19 protein-coding genes are annotated in these 15,739 nt (G+C 72.2%); 8 read left to right on the forward strand and 11 right to left on the reverse strand.

The genetic code is table 11. From position 1 onward, the window contains the following. Positions 1-6: 6 nt before the first annotated feature. The 3 genes from BLT99_RS00665 (at position 7) to BLT99_RS00675 (ending at position 4,056) form a co-directional block, all read left to right on the forward strand. Complete coding sequence (locus BLT99_RS00665) at positions 7-1,578, forward strand: sulfatase-like hydrolase/transferase (protein ID WP_092668416.1); 1,572 nt, start codon at positions 7-9, stop codon at positions 1,576-1,578. Further along, positions 1,575-3,059, forward strand: coding sequence for a sulfatase family protein (locus tag BLT99_RS00670; protein ID WP_229724800.1), 1,485 nt, complete (start codon positions 1,575-1,577; stop codon positions 3,057-3,059). The genes BLT99_RS00665 and BLT99_RS00670 overlap by 4 nt, the downstream gene beginning before the upstream one ends. Positions 3,060-3,129: 70 nt before the next feature. Further along, a complete protein-coding gene (locus tag BLT99_RS00675; RefSeq protein ID WP_197675533.1) occupies positions 3,130-4,056 on the forward strand; it encodes a formylglycine-generating enzyme family protein in 927 nt (308 codons plus the stop codon). 2 nt (positions 4,057-4,058) lie between these two features. On the opposite strand, the gene BLT99_RS00680 is transcribed toward BLT99_RS00675, so the two are convergent. From BLT99_RS00680 to BLT99_RS00695, 4 genes are all read right to left on the reverse strand, one after another. After that, entirely contained in the window at positions 4,059-4,415 is a 357-nt protein-coding gene (locus tag BLT99_RS00680) for a DUF202 domain-containing protein (protein WP_092668420.1), read from the reverse strand. After that, the gene (locus BLT99_RS00685; protein ID WP_092675367.1) at positions 4,412-4,738 is read right to left on the reverse strand and encodes a YidH family protein; all 327 of its coding nucleotides are present in this window, start codon (positions 4,736-4,738) and stop codon (positions 4,412-4,414) included. Before BLT99_RS00685 ends, BLT99_RS00680 begins: the two co-directional genes overlap by 4 nt. A 112-nt stretch (positions 4,739-4,850) precedes the next feature. Continuing rightward, on the reverse strand, positions 4,851-5,192 hold the full coding sequence (locus BLT99_RS00690) for a YciI family protein (RefSeq protein ID WP_092668422.1): 342 nt from the start codon (positions 5,190-5,192) through the stop codon (positions 4,851-4,853). A gap of 66 nt (positions 5,193-5,258) precedes the next feature. Beyond that, a complete protein-coding gene (locus tag BLT99_RS00695) occupies positions 5,259-6,317 on the reverse strand; it encodes a DNA polymerase IV (RefSeq protein WP_092668424.1) in 1,059 nt (352 codons plus the stop codon). Between the two features lie 117 nt (positions 6,318-6,434). On the opposite strand from BLT99_RS00695, the gene BLT99_RS00700 reads away from it, so the two are divergent. Further along, on the forward strand, positions 6,435-6,701 hold the full coding sequence (locus tag BLT99_RS00700) for a GlsB/YeaQ/YmgE family stress response membrane protein (RefSeq protein ID WP_092668426.1): 267 nt from the start codon (positions 6,435-6,437) through the stop codon (positions 6,699-6,701). Positions 6,702-6,761: 60 nt separating this feature from the next. Here BLT99_RS00700 and BLT99_RS00705 read toward each other — a convergent pair whose 3' ends face one another. Beyond that, positions 6,762-7,514: a glutamine amidotransferase gene (locus tag BLT99_RS00705; RefSeq protein WP_092668428.1), complete on the reverse strand. Its 753-nt coding sequence runs from the start codon at positions 7,512-7,514 to the stop codon at positions 6,762-6,764. Next, on the reverse strand, positions 7,511-8,185 hold the full coding sequence (locus BLT99_RS00710; RefSeq protein ID WP_092668430.1) for a LysR family transcriptional regulator substrate-binding protein: 675 nt from the start codon (positions 8,183-8,185) through the stop codon (positions 7,511-7,513). Before BLT99_RS00710 ends, BLT99_RS00705 begins: the two co-directional genes overlap by 4 nt. A gap of 173 nt (positions 8,186-8,358) precedes the next feature. Here BLT99_RS00710 and BLT99_RS00715 point away from each other — a divergent pair, with 173 nt between their 5' ends. Next, positions 8,359-8,763, forward strand: a complete 405-nt coding sequence (locus tag BLT99_RS00715) for a DUF5997 family protein (RefSeq protein ID WP_092675369.1) — start codon at positions 8,359-8,361, stop codon at positions 8,761-8,763. 339 nt (positions 8,764-9,102) lie between these two features. Here BLT99_RS00715 and BLT99_RS00720 read toward each other — a convergent pair whose 3' ends face one another. Further along, entirely contained in the window at positions 9,103-9,741 is a 639-nt protein-coding gene (locus BLT99_RS00720) for an alpha/beta hydrolase (RefSeq protein ID WP_092668432.1), read from the reverse strand. A gap of 42 nt (positions 9,742-9,783) precedes the next feature. On the opposite strand from BLT99_RS00720, the gene BLT99_RS00725 reads away from it, so the two are divergent. Beyond that, positions 9,784-10,371, forward strand: coding sequence for an NUDIX hydrolase family protein (locus BLT99_RS00725; RefSeq protein WP_092668434.1), 588 nt, complete (start codon positions 9,784-9,786; stop codon positions 10,369-10,371). A gap of 34 nt (positions 10,372-10,405) precedes the next feature. Here BLT99_RS00725 and BLT99_RS00730 read toward each other — a convergent pair whose 3' ends face one another. After that, entirely contained in the window at positions 10,406-10,909 is a 504-nt protein-coding gene (locus BLT99_RS00730) for a GNAT family N-acetyltransferase (protein ID WP_092668436.1), read from the reverse strand. 77 nt (positions 10,910-10,986) lie between these two features. Here BLT99_RS00730 and BLT99_RS00735 point away from each other — a divergent pair, with 77 nt between their 5' ends. Then, positions 10,987-11,328 carry a hypothetical protein gene (locus BLT99_RS00735; protein ID WP_092668438.1) on the forward strand — a complete coding sequence of 114 codons (342 nt, stop codon included), beginning with the start codon at positions 10,987-10,989 and terminating at the stop codon, positions 11,326-11,328. A gap of 68 nt (positions 11,329-11,396) precedes the next feature. Here BLT99_RS00735 and BLT99_RS00740 read toward each other — a convergent pair whose 3' ends face one another. The 3 genes from BLT99_RS00740 to BLT99_RS00750 form a co-directional block, all read right to left on the reverse strand. Beyond that, positions 11,397-12,980: a DEAD/DEAH box helicase gene (locus BLT99_RS00740; RefSeq protein ID WP_092668440.1), complete on the reverse strand. Its 1,584-nt coding sequence runs from the start codon at positions 12,978-12,980 to the stop codon at positions 11,397-11,399. A gap of 246 nt (positions 12,981-13,226) precedes the next feature. Further along, positions 13,227-13,856, reverse strand: coding sequence for a DUF1684 domain-containing protein (locus tag BLT99_RS00745; RefSeq protein WP_092668442.1), 630 nt, complete (start codon positions 13,854-13,856; stop codon positions 13,227-13,229). Continuing rightward, positions 13,853-14,386, reverse strand: coding sequence for a hypothetical protein (locus BLT99_RS00750; protein ID WP_092668444.1), 534 nt, complete (start codon positions 14,384-14,386; stop codon positions 13,853-13,855). Before BLT99_RS00750 ends, BLT99_RS00745 begins: the two co-directional genes overlap by 4 nt. Before the next feature lie 47 nt (positions 14,387-14,433). Between BLT99_RS00750 and BLT99_RS00755 the strand changes: the two genes are divergently transcribed. Then, complete coding sequence (locus BLT99_RS00755) at positions 14,434-15,699, forward strand: hypothetical protein (RefSeq protein ID WP_092668446.1); 1,266 nt, start codon at positions 14,434-14,436, stop codon at positions 15,697-15,699. The last annotated feature ends 40 nt before the right edge of the window (positions 15,700-15,739 follow it).

The following is a 15,739-nucleotide window of genomic DNA, read 5'->3' on the forward strand; positions in this document are numbered from 1 at the left end:
CGCACCATGAAGCCGAGCAACATCCTCTTCCTCATGACCGACCAGCACCGGGCGGACACGCTCGGGACGTACGGCAACGCGCTGGCCGCGACGCCGGTGCTCGATGAGCTGGCCCGCACGGGCACGCGCTTCGACCGCTGGTACACGCCCACCGCGATCTGCACGCCGGCTCGCGCGAGCCTGCTGACCGGCCAGGCCCCGTTCCGCCACCGCGTGCTCGCCAACCACGAGCGCAACGTCGGTTACCTCGAGGACCTCGCCGAGGGCAGCTTCACCTTCGTGGAGGCACTCCGCGAGAAGGGCTACAACACGGGACTCGTCGGCAAGTGGCACGCCGGCACGGAGAAGAACGCCGCCGACTTCGGATTCGACGGCCCCGACCTCCCCGGGTGGCACAATCCCGTCGAGAACGAGGACTACCTCGGCTACCTGCGCGAGCGGGGGCTGCCTCCGTACGAGATCACCGACCGCATCCGCGGCACCCTGCCGAACGGTGGGCCGGGCAACCTGCTGGCTGCCCGGCTCCACCAACCGGTCGAGGCGACGTTCGAGCACTACCTTGCGACCCGCGCGATCGAGCTGCTCGAACGATACGCGGCCGACAGCGACCGCGACGGCACGCCGTTCTTCCTCGAGCTGAACTTCTTCGGGCCGCACCTGCCGTACATCGTCCCCGACGAGTACTTCGACATGTTCGACCCGGCCGAGATCGAGCTGCCGAAGTCGGTGGCCGAGACCTTCGAGGGCAAGCCGCCCGTACAGCGCAACTACAGCGCGCACTGGACGTTCGACACCATGCCGATCGAGATCACGCGCAAGCTCATCGCGGTCTACTGGGGCTACGTCGCCCTCATCGACCAGCAGATCGGCCGGGTCATGGACGCGCTCGAGCGACTCGGCCTGGTCGATGACACCGCGGTGTTCTTCACGTGCGACCACGGCGAGTTCACGGGCGCGCACCGGCTGCACGACAAGGGCCCGGCGATGTACGAGGACATCTACCGCACGCCCGGCCTGCTCCGCATTCCCGGCGGCCCGGCCGGCCAGGTGCGAACCGAGTTCGTGAGCCTGCTCGACTGCACGGCGACGATCCTCGAGCTCGCGGGCATCGACCCGGCGCCGGCCGTCGACTCCCGCAGCCTCGTGCCGCTCGCCGCCGGCGAGCATCCCGAGTGGGCCGAGGACATCGTGTGCGAGTTCCACGGCCACCACTTCCCCTACCCGCAGCGGATGCTGCGCAACGATCGATACAAGCTCGTCGTCAACCCCGACTCGGTGAACGAGCTCTACGACCTCGAGCGCGACCCCGACGAACTGCAGAACGTGTACGGGCATCCCGAGATGCGCGACATCCGGAACCGGATGATGCAGCGCCTCTACGGCCTGCTGCGCGATCGCGGCGACAACTTCTACCACTGGATGACGACGATGTACGACGTCGGCGAGGTCGACTACGACCCGACGCAGAGCGGGCTCGACGAGACGACCTACCAGGCCTCCGAGCGGCAGGCCGCGGCATCCGTCGACCCCGTCGCGTCGGTCGGCGTGCCGACCGCACCCGAGCGGAAGTCAGCGTGACGAGCGGACGCCGGCCCAACATCGTCATGGTCCTCACCGACGACCACGGCTCGCAGGCGATCGGCGCATACGGCTCCGTGCTGAACGCGACGCCCCGCATCGACGAGATCGGGGCGTACGGATGGCGCTTCGACAACTGCTTCGCGACGAACGCCCTGTGCTCGCCGAGCCGGGCGTCGATCCTCACCGGCACGTACAGCCACGTGAACGGCGTCTCGACGCTCGTCACGCCGATCGATGCGAGCCAGCCGACGTTCGTGTCGCAGTTGAAGGCCGCGGGGTACCGCACCGCGATGGTCGGCAAGTGGCACATGGGCGAGCACGAGGGATCGACTCCGCAGGGCTTCGACTACTGGGACATCCTGGTCGGGCACGACGGGCAGGGCGAGTACTGGGACCCGCTGTTCCTGTCGGCGGAGGGCGAGCGCATCGTCGAGGGCTATGCGACCGATCGCATCACCGATCTCGCGTTCGACTGGCTCGACTCGCTCGAGGGCGACGACCCGTGGTGCGTGCTGATCTACCACAAGGCGCCGCACCGGCCATGGGAACCCAAGCCCGAGGACGCGGAGCGGTTCCGCGATGCCGTGCCCGTGCCGTCCACGTTCTGGGACGACTACGACACCCGCTCGTCCTCGACCCGCCGTGCCCTCATGCGGCTCGCCGAGAACCTGAACGTGGAGGACCTCAAGATCGCGCCGCCCGAGAGCCTGTCGTACGAGGAACTCGCGCTCTGGAAGTACCAGCGGTTCATGGAGGACTACCTGGCGTGCGTGGCGTCGGTCGACGACAACGTCGGCCGCATCACCGACCGCCTGCGGAAACGCGGCGAGTTCGACGACACGATCGTGATGTACGCCTCCGACCAGGGGTTCTTCCTCGGCGAGCACGGATGGTTCGACAAGCGATTCATGTACGAGGAGTCGCTGCGCATGCCGATGCTGCTGAGTTACCCGCGTCGGCTCGAAGGCGGTGGGGTGTTCGACGGCATCGTCACGAACGTCGACTTCGCGCAGACGTTGCTCGACGCGGCGGGCGTCCCTCCGCACCCGCGCATGCAGGGGCGGAGCTTCTGGCCCGACCTGCTCGGCGAACCCGCCGCTCCCGCCGCCGAGGGCATGTACTACCGGTACTGGGAGCACGACGACACGTTCCACAAGGCGCCCGCCCACTACGGCTACCGCACTCACCGCCACAAGCTCATCTACTACTACAACGACGGGCTCGGCCTCCCGGGAACCGGCCCGTTCACGTACCCGCCGGAGTGGGAGCTGTACGACCTCGAACGTGACCCGGAGGAGCTGCGGAACGTCGCCCACGACCCGGCGTACGCCGAGGTACGCGCCGAGCTCGAGCGCGCGATGTGGCTCGAGCAGGCCCGGCTCGGCGACGCGCCGCACCCCAGCCAGCCGCGGCCCCACGGCGTCGAGGATCGAGCGGATGTCGCGGAGCCGGCGTCGGAGCGCCGTGTCGGCGTCTGACGTGGCATCCGCCTCGATCGCCGCGCCGGCCGCGGTGAGCTCGCACCACGTCGGGACGCTCGGTGCCGAGATGATCCGGATCGCCGGCGGCGCCTTCGCGATGGGCTCCGAGGACTTCTACCCCGAGGAACGACCGGTCCGCGAGGTGCACGTCGACGCGTTCGAGCTCGACGCCACTGCCGTCACCAACGCCGACTTCCTCGCATTCGTCGAGGCGACCGGGTACGTGACCGTGGCCGAGCGTCCGCTCGATCCCGCCGAGTTCGACGAAGAGGCGCTCGAATCCATCGAGCCGGGAAGCCTGGTCTTCACGCCGACCGAGGGTCCGGTCAACCTGCGCGACTGGCGGCAGTGGTGGAGGTGGGTGCCGGGCGCCTCCTGGCGGCATCCGTTCGGGCCGGACAGCTCGATCGACGACCGCATGACGCATCCGGTCGTGCAGGTCGCCTACGACGACGCGCTCGCATTCGCGACGTGGGCGGGCAAGCGGCTGCCCACGGAAGCGGAGTGGGAGCTGGCCGCTCGAGCCGGCCTCGACGGCGCGACGTACGCCTGGGGCGAGGAGCGCGAGCCGGGCGGAATCCTCCAGGCGAACACGTGGCAGGGACGGTTCCCGTACCGGAACACCGGCGCGAACGGATGGGTCGGCACCGCGCCCGTCGGATCCTTTCCGTCGAACGGCTTCGGCCTCCACGACATGATCGGCAACACCTGGGAATGGACCGCCGACGCGTGGACTCCGGATCATCGAGGCAGGCCCGTGTCGCCGGTCGCGACGCCGCTCGCCGTCCTCCCGTCGATGGCGGCGACGGAGTCCGGCTCGGGATGCGGGTGCGGCTGCTCCGCCGCCCCGGCGGGCGCGCGCGGCTCGCGCGTGACGAAGGGCGGCTCGCATCTCTGCGCGCCCGAGTACTGCCTGCGCTACCGTCCGGCCGCCCGTTCGCCGCAGAGCGAGGACTCCGCGACGACGCACCTCGGCTTCCGCTGCGCGCGCTGACCTCAGCCCGACAGCGCGACGAGGGCGATGGCGGCGCCGGCGACGCCGCACGCGACCACGAAGATCGTCAGGGCGAGCATCAGGCCGCCACCCGGCATCCGATCGAGGCGGCCGTCGAGCAGCGCGCGGTTCGCGCGAACGAACCTCGCGCGTGACAACGTCCACAGCACGATGGCGAACGCGATGCCGACGAGGCCGGGCACGAGCCACACGAGCTGCTCGTCGGGGGTCGAGCCGAGCGCCGGCAGTACCCGGAGCGCGACGAGCGAGCCGACCCCGATGCCCAGGGAGGTCCGCCGCCAGGCGAGTTCGGTCCGCTCGGGTTGGAGCCCCGGGTCGAAGAGCGACGAGCCCGTCATCGCCACAGGATGCCGAAGAGCACCAGCACGGCGACCAGCACGACGGTGATCGCGAGCAGGACGCTCGTCGCGGAGCCCGGCAGCGCGGCCGATGCGCGCAGCGCGCGCTCCGTGCGAGCCCACTCGACCCAGGCGAGCACCGGAACGGCCAGTCCCGCAGCGACGAGCACCAGGGACGCCGCGAGGCGGAAGCCCGGCTGGAGATCGAGTCCGAGCGCCTCGAGCGCGACGCCGCCGGCGATGAGCGCCAAGGCGGTGCGGTTCCACGCGAGGAACGTGCGCTCGTTGGCGAGGCTGAACCGCGGATCGGGCTCTGCGCCCATGCCGTAGACCGACCTCGGGAATCGCGTGGTGGTCAACGGGGGCACCGCCTCATCGGAATCGCGACGTCAATGATCGTGATCGATCGTATCGTTGGGGGTGACGTGAGGCCCGTCAGCTCTCGGGATCGTATTGGAACGCGCGCACCTCCTGCGCGCAGCGGCAGGCGCGGGCGAACTTCGCGGCCCACTCGAGGGCCGCCTCGCGCGACGGCAGCTCGAGGATCGAATAGCCGCCTTCGATCTGCCGCGTCTGCGCGTAGGTGCCGCTCGTCACCCTCCCGTCGGCATCCACCCTGACCGGCGCAACGCTCTCGTCGACGCCGCCGCCGAACACCCACACCCCGGCCTCCTTCGCCTCCCGCACGACGGCGCGCGCGTCATCCGCCACTTCGGGCAGCTCCTCGTCGGACACGACCATGGCGGCGCTCGGGAACGAGATCAGGTACTTCGTCATCGGGTAGGCTCCTTCGACGGCGGGGGAGATGCGCCCATCCTCGTCGATGCCGGCGACATCCGCGCCTCACCACCCGCTGCGCGTGGGCGTGTGGCCCTCGCGCGCGTCGTCGGGCATCGGCATCTCCGCACGCAGGCCGAGCAGGCGGATGGCGCGACCCGCCTCGATCCGATCGGCGGCGAGCCCCATCACCCGCCCGACCACGTCGGCGCGGTCGGATGTCTCGGGGATCCGGCGCTGGTAGGTCTTCGTGAAGAACGGGGCGTACCGGACCTTGAGCGTCAGCCCGATCACGGGCCGCCCCTCGGCGGCGACGTCGTCGAGCACGCGCTCGGCCAGCTCGCGCAGTGCCGACTCGATGTTGGCGGGGTCCTCCAGGTCCTGCTGGAACGTCGTCTCGCGACTGTGTCCGCGGGCGATCCACGGCGTGTCGTCGACGACGCGCGCGCCCTCGCCGCGCCCGAGTTGGCGGTACCACGGCCCCATCCGCGGGCCGAACTCGGCGGCGAGCACCGCCGGGTCGGCGTCGGCGAGCGACGAGACCGTCGTGATGCCGTGTGCCGCGAGGCGCCGCGCGATCTTCGAGCCGACGCCCCACAGCTCGATGGTGGGCCGATATCCCATCACCTCGTCCCAGTTCTCCCCGGTCAGACGGAAGATCCCTGCCGGCTTGCCGAACCCCGTCGCGATCTTCGCGCGCACGAGCGTGTCGCCGATGCCGACGCTGCAGTGCAGCCGTGTGCGCTCGAGCACCGCGCGCTGGAGGTCGCCGGCGTACGCCTCGGGGTCGTCGGTGACGACGCCGACGAACGCCTCGTCCCAGCCGAGCACCTGCACCGTCGCCCCGGGCAGGGCTCGAAGCGTCGCCATGACCTGCTCCGACGCCGCCGTGTACTCGGCCGCATCAACGGGCAGGATGACGGCGTCGGGCGCCTTGCGGGCGGCGATGCGCAGCGGCATCCCCGATCCGACGCCGAATTCGCGCGCCTCGTACGACGCGGTCGACACGACGGCGCGTTCCGTCGGGTCGCCCCGCCCGCCGACGATCACCGGTCTGCCGGCCAGCTCCGGACGTCGCAGCACCTCGACCGCCGCGATGAACTGGTCGAGGTCGACATGGAGCACCCAGGGAGCCGGATCACCGCGCACGCGCCCTGAATAGCGCGTTTCGACACACCGGCGCAACCCTTTGCAGCAGCGGGCTCCACAGGAGGACAGTTGCTGCCAACGGAAGGAGAACCGATGAGTATCCTTGCTTTCCTCATCCTCGGTCTGATCGCTGGGGCGATCGCGAAGCTGATCCTGCCCGGCAAGCAGGGCGGCGGTTGGTTCATCACGCTGCTGCTGGGCGTCGTGGGCGCCCTGCTCGGTGGCTGGCTCGGGAGCGTCCTCTTCGGAGTGGGGCTCGAAGAGTTCTGGGACCTCAGCACGTGGCTGCTCGCCATCGGCGGTGCCATCGTCGTGCTGCTGATCTACGGCCTGATCGTCAACCGTCGGCGCACTGCCTGACCGACACGGCTCGAATCCGAAGGGCCCGTCCGACCACTGGTCGACGGGCCCTTCGGGCTGTCAGACGGCCGCGAGCGAGCGCGCCTCGGCGAGTTCGACGAAGCGACGCAGCATCCGCCGCGGTTCGGTGACGGATGCCGCGCCGACGCGCTGCACCAGCAGGTCGAGCTCGTGCGGCGGGAAGTACCCGTGGTGGCGGTACACGCGCGCTCGCGCGATGAAGTCGTCGGTCGAGACCTCGGGATGGAACTGCGTGGCGTACACGTGCGTTCCGGCCCGGTAGACCTGCACGGGGCATCCGGGCGATCCAGCCAGGAGCACGGCGCCGTCGGGCAGCCGTCCGGTCGCCTCCTTGTGGCCGACCAGTGCGTCGAAGCTCGCGGGCAGGCCGGCCGTCAAGGGGTCGGTGCGGCCCTCGTCGGTGAGCGTGATCTCGACCGCCGACGCCTGCTCGCCGTGCACGGTGTCGACCGTGCCGCCGAGCACCCGGGTGAGCACGCCGATGCCGTAGCAGGTGAACAGCACGGGGTGGTCGGCGGCGAGCGCGCGTTCGGCGAGCCGTGCGAGATCGGCTTCGACCCGCCGCTGCACGGCCGACTTCCGCTCGTCGGGCGTGGTCACGTTGAACGGGCTGCCGCCGACGATCACGCCCGCGTATGGCTGCGGCGCGAGGTCGCCGAGCCGATCGACGTCGACCCGCACGTGGTCGAGTCGGTCGGCATCGAGTCCGCTCGCTCGTCGCACCGACGCGTACTCGGGGGCGACGGCCTCGATCTCGGGACGCGCGGACACGAAGAGGAACCGCGCGCTCATCGCCCGCGCTTCCGGTGACGCGTGGCGGATGGCGCGCCGCGCGTCGTGCGCCGACCGAAGCCGCGCCGGTCGGGGCGGCCGCCTGTGGACCGGGCGGACCGACCCGCATCCGTCGACGCGGCATTCGGCGACGCCGTCGCGCCGCGCGAGCTCCGCGCGGTGCGCCCGCGCACCACCCCGACGAACTCCTGGATGTCGTCATCATCGCGCTCGACGCGCCAGACGAGCGCGATGCGCGTGGGTGCGGCATCCGTCAGCGGGATCGCGATGACGTCACGTCGATGGTGCAGTCGAGCGAGGCTGTGGGGCAGGATGGCCCAGCCCGTGCCCGCGGCGACGAGCTCGACGGTCATCGCGGGGTCGTCCTGATCGGGCGCGCGGGGTTCGTCGGCGAGGTCGCCGACCTGCAGTGTGTCGGCATCGGCGAGCGGATGATCCTTCGGGAGCACGACCGTCGCGACCTCTTCCCAGAGCGGGATGACGTGCAAACCGCCCGCCTCGACGGGGAGGCGCACGAAGGCGAGGTCGGCCTCGCCCGCGAGCAGCGCGTCGAGCTGGACGGGTTGGTCGACCCGGTTGGCCTCGACGGGCAGGTCGGGGCGGCGATCCGCCCAGGCGCGGAGCCACTTGGCGGGGCTCACGCCCGCGACGTACCGGAGCCGCAACGCCACGTTCGCCCCTTCCGCCGCGCGCCGCGGCCCTCTCAGGCTAGCGTCGGCGCGCTCGGCGTCGACCTCGCGTGACGAACCGCGGCATGAACGGCGGCCCGCGCCCGCGGACGGATCGCGGATCGGCGGACTAGCGTGGAGGCGTGAACGATGCGAAGCCCCGCCAGTCCCAGTCGATGAAGCCCGAGACGGCGGCCAAGAAGCTCGGCATCCTGCTCGAGGCCACGCCCGACGAGTTCCAGTCCTCGCCGGTCACGCGCGACGAGCTCGCCGCCCTGCAGTCCGACCCGCCGGAATGGCTCTCCACGCTGCGCCGCGAGGGTCCGCACCCCAAGTCGGTGATCGCGGGCAAGCTCGGCGTCTCCAACTCGGGGCTCGCGCGCGCGGGGATCGTCGATCCGCTGACGACCGCCGAGATCAAGGCGCTCCTCGAGGACCCGCCTGAGTGGCTCGTCGAGGAGCGTGCCCGCCAGGCGGGCGTCCGCGCCGAGAAGCGCCGCATCGCCGATCGCGATGCTGAGCGCGCCGCGCGGCGTTCCGACGACGCGAGCGGCGGAGGGGGCGGCGGCGCCGGCGTCTGAGCCGGGGCGCGCGAACGCCCCCGGCCGGGGTCTGGGGCGCGGGGGGCGTCATCGAGGGCGGTTGCCGTCAGCAGGAGTTCGGGGCCCCCTGGCTGGTCAGCGGCTTCACCGTGCACTCGTCCTGCAGGTCCTGCGGCTCGGGGCTCTTGTTCGTCGTGTTGCCCTGGGTCTCGGTCGTCTCCGTCGAGCCGACCCCGGCCTGGTTGTTGCCGGGTCCCTCGAACGTCGTCGCTGCACGGCCGTGCCATGAGGATTCCTCAATCCAACGCTCGTCGTGCGGCCCGTGACAAGAGGTCGAGCACCCCCTCTTCAGGGCGCATCCGGAGGAGATCGCCCGGGTCAGGCGGCGGCGTACTGCGCACGCAGGAACGCCGAGACATCCGCCAGTTCGCGGTCGGACACCGAGTGCCCGAGTCCCTCGTAGACGCGCTGGTCGAGGTCGGAGTGCGACGGCAGCCATTCCTGCGTCTGGACGATCGCGGCCGCGGGGATGACCTCGTCATCCGTGCCGCGGCCCCAGAACACGGGGATCGCGAGCTGCGACATCCGCTTGTCACCCTCGCGTTCGCCCGGCAGCGCGAACCCGGCCAGGCTCACCGCGAACGCGAACCGCTCGGGCGCGCGGCGCAGCAACTCGATCGCCATGGCCCCGCCCTGCGAGAAGCCGAGCAGGCCGACGGATGCCGCGTCGGGCGCGACCCGGTCGAGCCACTCGATCACGGCCGTCGTGGCCGTTTCGGCATCCTCCGTCGACAGCTCGTCGTCGAGTTCCTCGGGCAACGGGAACCACGAATGGCCGTACCCCATGGCGATCGGTGCCCGCAACGACGCGATCGCCGGCCGCAGCGGCAGGTACGGGCTCAACCCGAAGAGGTCGCCCTCGTGCGACCCGTAGCCGTGGAGCAGTACGAGCAGGGGCCGCCCCGCGCGGTCGGCTCGCGACGCCGACCACAGCACCGCCTCGTCGTCGATCCGCATCGGGGCATCGTACCTCGCCCGGTCGTGCGGCAGAATCGAGGCATGGCCGTGCGCACACCCGACCCGCACCCCGACTGGGAACCCGGAGACGAGCCCGTGGTGCAGCCGCCCGCGAACCCCGGCTGGCTGACCGACCTCGAGCTCGCCGAGGTCCGGGGCCGGCTGCCGCTGCTCTACGTCGAGGCGATCCCCGTCCGCGTCGACGGCGTCGGGCAGGTCACCGAGGTCGGCGTGCTCCTGCGAGCCAATGCGGTCGGCGAGATGTCGCGGACGCTCGTGTCGGGCCGCGTGATGTACGGCGAGACCATCCGCGATGCGCTGTTCCGGCACCTCGAGAAGGACCTCGGGCCCATGGCGTTCCCGCTGCTGCCCGCAAGCCCCGTGCCCGCCGCCGTCGCCGAGTACTTCCCGCTCCCGGGGATCTCGCCGTTCACCGATGATCGGCAGCACGCGGTGTCGCTCGCGTACGTCGTGCCGGTGACGGGCACGTGCGAGCCGCGTCAGGATGCGCTCGAGGTCACGTGGATGACGCCCGCGGAGGCCGCGAGCGACGCGCTCTCGGCCGAGATGGAGGGCGGACGCGGCGTGCTGCTGCGCCGCGCGCTCGCCGCCGTCGGCGCGCTCACCTAAAAGCCCTCGGGCGCGGGTCGCCGCCGGGGTGCGGTCAGCGAACCATCCGGATCTCGTGGATGGTCTCGCCGAGGAAGGGCTCGTCGTGCGACTCGCCGTCGGCCACGAAGCCGTTGCGCACGTAGAACTGCACGGCGCGTTCGTTCGTCGACGGGACCCAGAGGTACACCGACGCGTCGCCCACCGCGGCGTCGAACAGCTTCTGGCCGATGCCCTTGCCGTGGTGCGCGTCGAGCATGTGGATGAAGAACAGCTCGCGCGCCCGGGGTGCATCCTCGTCGCGCGCGGGACCCGCGCCGGCGAAGCCGACGATCTCGCCGTCGATGAGTGCGGCGACGTGCGTGAAGTCGTCGCCCTGGCTCATCCAGTGCGTCCACAGCTCGGCCATGCGGCGGGGGGAGAGATTCTCGAGCGTCGCAGCGCTCACGAGGCTGTCGTAGTCCTCGTGCCAGCACTGGGCGTGCACGCGGCCGAGCGCCTCCGCGTCGGAATCGCGGACGGGACGGATGACGACATCGGCAACGACCTCGGTGCTCATGGGGTCAGGCTAACCCGCGCCGCCCTCACGGGTGAAATCGGCGATCGTCCAGCCGGCGGGCGTAGCCTTCCGGCACCATGGGGCACCGTCGGCGGCTCGCACGCCCCCTCGCGCAACCCGAGGAGCACTGGGCGAGGCTCATCCTGCGCAGCGCCGCGACGAAGCCCGAGGCGCTCGCGATCATCGCGCTCGCCGTCGACTCCGTCGTGGAGGGGGCCCGCACGCTCGCGCCTCGCGTGCCGATCGCCGAGGACGCGTGGGTCGAGGTCGAACTGCCGACCGAGGGCGAGCCGCCGCCGCTCGCGATCGACGTCTACAGCGCCGTCGGCGACGAGCATGCGCGGCTCACGGCGCTCACGCTGCTCGCCCGGCTGGAGACCGCGACGGCGTGGAACCTGCGTCCCGACTTCGCGTACTGACCGGGGATGGAGACGGCCCCGCACCGGGAAGGGTGCGGGGCCGTCGTGTCTGCGGCTCGTCGCGGGCGTCAGCCCTGCGCGCGCCGGTTGGTGCGCGTGTTGCGCTGCGGGGAGACGAGGCTGCCGACGCGCAGGGGCGCCTTCTGCGAGCCCTGGCGCGGGGAGGCTCCGCGCTGTGCGCCCGTGGACTGCGCCCCCCGGCTCTGCCCGCCGCCCTGCTTGGGCGCGTGAGCCTTGGCCTCGGCCGGGCGGCCCGAGCGGTCACGGCGCGGCGTCGCGGGTGCGACATCCGACTGACCGCTTCGGCCCCGGCCGCGACCTCGGCTGCGACGGCCCTGGCCGGGCTCGGAGGCCTGGCCCGCGCCCGCGCCCGCCGCGGTCGCCTCGCGTGCGGCACGCTTGCGCTGGGCATTCGCGCCCTGCGAGCGGCCGCCGCCCGGGGCCGGCTTGGCCTCGCGCGGCGCCGGCTTCACGTACGGGGCGACATCGCCGACGAGCGACGTGACCACGGGCGAGGCCGGCGACACCGGCTCGGGCGTCACGCGGATCTCGGCCTTGCGCAGCAGGGTCTTGAGGTCGGTGAGCTGGCCCGGCATCGCGATCGTGACGACGTCGCCCTCGCTGCCCGCACGTGCGGTGCGGCCCGAGCGGTGCAGGTACGCCTTGTGCTCCATGGGCGGGTCGACGTGGATGACGAGCTCGACGTCGTCGACGTGCACGCCGCGCGCTGCGACATCCGTGGCCACCATGACCTTGACCGAGCCGTCGCCGAACGCGGCGAGGTTTCGGTCGCGCTGCGGCTGCGACAGGTTGCCGTGCAGGTCGACCGCGGGGATGCCCTGCTCGGTGAGCTTCTTGGCGAGCTTCTTGGCGTGGTGCTTCGTGCGCATGAAGAGGATGCGGCGGCCCATGCCGCTCGCGAGCGTCTTCACGAGCTCGTGCTTGGCGTCGGTGTCGTCGACGAGGAACACGCGGTGCGTCATCGCGGCGACGGGCGAGTGCGCCTCGTCGACCGAGTGCAGCACCTCGTCCTGCAGGTAGCGCTTCACGAGCTTGTCCACGCCGTTGTCGAGCGTCGCCGAGAACAGCAGGCGCTGCCCGCCGCGCGGGGTCTTGTCGAGGATGCGCGTGACGACCGGCAGGAAGCCGAGGTCGGCCATGTGGTCGGCCTCGTCGAGCACGGTGATCTCGACCGCGTCGAGGTGCGCGAAGCCCTGCTGCATGAGGTCCTCGAGGCGGCCCGGCGTCGCCACGACGATGTCGACGCCGGCGCGCAGCGCCTCGACCTGGCGCTTCTGGTTGATGCCGCCGTAGATCGTCGTGACCTTCAGGTCGTACGCGGCCGCGAGCGGCTCGATCGTCGCCGTGATCTGCGTGGCGAGCTCGCGGGTCGGCGCGAGCACGAGTCCGAGCGGGCGGCCCGCGCGCCGGCGGCCGCCCGCGAGCGACGTGCCGAGGCGCGCGACCATGGGCAGCGCGAAGGCGATGGTCTTGCCCGAGCCGGTCTTGCCGCGACCGAGCACGTCGCGTCCGGCGAGCGTGTCGGGCAGGGTGTCGGCCTGGATGGGGAAGGGGGTGGTCTTGCCGTCGGCCGCGAGGGCGGCGACGAGCGGTGCGGGCACGCCGAGCGTGCCGAAGGTGATCTCGGTCACAGGGTTCCGTTCGGGAGGGCACCCATGCGCAGGTCGAGGCGGCGCGCGGCGACGTCTCGAGACCCGACGATGGGAGGAAGATGGCGAAGACGCCGGTCGGCGAATCCGTTCGCCGTATGAAGTCGTCGGGCTCGCGGCCCGGAAGCGTGTCTACGACGCAGGCGGCGCGATCTCGCGCACGCCGGGGTCAACCATAGCGGATGGCGCTGGGCGAACGGTGTACGCGTCTCGGCGAGCACACGTGGGTCAGCGCGGCATCCGCTCACCGACCGGGATCTCGTCGCGCACCGTGTTGCCCGGGGGCGCCAGCGGGCACGACCACGACGGGTCGTACGCGCACGACGGGTTGTACGCGAAGTTGAAGTCGACGATGAGGGAGTCGTCGTCGGCGCCCGACCCGAGGTCGGCGCCCTTGATGGTGTCGAGGACGTACCGCCCTCCGCCGTACGTCCCTCCCGGCTGGGCGGCCAGCGAGTCCTTGATCGGCAGGAAGAGGCCGCCGCCATACGTCCGCAGGCGCCAGACGTCGAGCGTGCCGAGGTACGGGATCCGCACGGTGCCGACGAGGGAGAACGGAATCGGTCCATCGCTCGAGTCGTCGACCAGCAGGCGGGCCGGTTCGTCGGGGCGATGCACCTCGAGCTCGAATCGCCAGTCGGGGTCGTACCGCGAGACGGTGAGGCCCGTGAACCGAGCCCGGTCGTCGGGCAGGAGCGGCGACTGCGGGTGACCGGCGAACAGCTCGTCGCGACCGGACTTCCACAGTTCGTGGCCCTCGGCCGGGTCGTGCAGGCTGAGGTGCCGTACCCCCGCGTAGAGTCCGAAGACGCGCCGGCGCCAGTCCTGCAGCTGCAGCGCGCCCAGCGTCGCGGTCACGCCGCGGCTCCTGCGGCGCGCGCCGTCCGAGCGGCGTCGGCCGTGCCGGGCGGGTCGTACGCCCACGTCGGTGCGAGCTGGCGGAGGCGCAGCCCGCGCCACTGCCAGAACGCCCACGTCGGGTACCAGAGGGCCACGTCGAGCGCCGGGCCGGCGGTCGCGATGAGGCGATCGCGGTAGAGCGTGCGGCCGTCGGGCAAGGGCGAGACCGCCATCCGGTGGTCCCAGTGCCGGAACGCCGACAGCGGGCCGGTGATCGCACCGCCGCCGTCGCGCAGCATCCGCACGCCGGGCGGCAACCCGCCCGGGTACGACGCATCGACGACCTCGTCGCCGAGCGGCGTGATGCCGAACGCGAGCGCCCTGAGGCGGTGCGGCCCCTCGGGCCACGTCGCGGGGAACCCGTCGGCCTCGAGCGACTCGAAGTCGAGCCAGGGGGCGACGACCTCGCGCAGCACGGCAGGGCTGCGGATGGCACGCCACGCGGCATCCGCATCGCAATCGAGGGTCAGCTTGAGCAGCACCCGCATGGCTCGACCCTAGAACATGTCCCGGGCGGGAGGACTAGGCTCGCGCCATGCCCGACGGTCTCTTCTGGGTGCCCTCGCTCGTCGTGTTCGGCGGCGCGGCGATCGCGCTGGTCGCCGGGGTGGTCGGATTCCGCCGGCTGGGCGTGCGGCGCGAGGCCAAGGACGTCGATGCGGCGCGCGCGCTCGAGACGAGCGCCAAGGCCCGGCTCGTGCGCGCCGACGAGGCCGTGCGCGATGCCGAGCAGGAGGTCCGGTTCGCCGAGGCGCAGTTCGGCGCCCAGGCCTCGCGCGAGTTCGCGTCGACCGTCGACCGGGCGAGGGGATGGCTGCGCGAGGCGTTCCTGCTGCAGCAGCGGCTCGACGACGCCGAGCCGCACACCGCCGCCGAGCGCCGATCGTGGAGTTGGCGCATCGCGTCGCTGTGCGACTCGGTGGAGCGACTGCTCGCGGAGGCCGGCTCGGGGCTCGCAGGCCGACGCGCCGCCGAGCGCGGCGCCGCCGCCGACGCGCCGGCCCTGCGCGAGCGGGCCGAACGTCTCGCCAGGCGGCGAGCGGATGGCGCGGCCGCACTCGATCGGCTCGGCACCCGCTTCTCGGCGGCGGCGCTCGCCGGCGCCCACGGTGCGCTGAACCGCGCCGGCCGCGACCTCGATCGCGTGGACTCCGCACTCGACGAGGCGGCGTCGCGCCTCGACGGCGGAGCCGGTCTCCCGGTCGCCGACCTGCTGGAGCGGGCCACGCACGCACTCGATCGCGCCGAGGGCGAACTGACCGCGGTCGAGCGCGTGGAGCTCGACCTCGCGCAGGCGACCACCGACGCCGCCGCCGAGGCGGCAGCCCTGGATTCCGACCTCGTCGCCGCGCGGCGCGAGCGCGACGCGGCGACCGACCCCGATGCCGCATCCGCCCTGTCGGTCGCGATCGGCGACGTGTCGCCCCTGCTGGTCGGACGCGAGGATCGTGCCGGGGACCCGTTCGCGGAACGCGACCGCCTGCGTGCGGCGCGCGACCGGCTCGAGGTGGCCCGATCCGGGACGCGTCGCGCCGAGCAGCGCCTGGACGGCGCGCGGGGCGCGCTGCCCGGGGCGATCGCCATCGCGGAGAGCCAGATCGCGGTCGCCCACTCGGCGATGGAACGGGCGCGCGCGTTCGCCGGCGCGGATGCGCGCACGCGCCTCGCCGAGGCGGAGCGCCAGCTCGGCATCGCGCGGCGCGAGGCCGATCCCGTCGCCGCGCTCGATGCCGCCCGTCGCGCGGCCGCGCGCGCGAGCGACGCCGAGGCGCTCGCGCACTACGCGGCCCTGCACCGCTGACGCGCGTGCGAGCCTCTCGTTTCAGGAACGCGGAGGCTGG

The organism is Agromyces flavus (genome assembly GCF_900104685.1).
Lineage (GTDB): Bacteria > Actinomycetota > Actinomycetes > Actinomycetales > Microbacteriaceae > Agromyces > Agromyces flavus.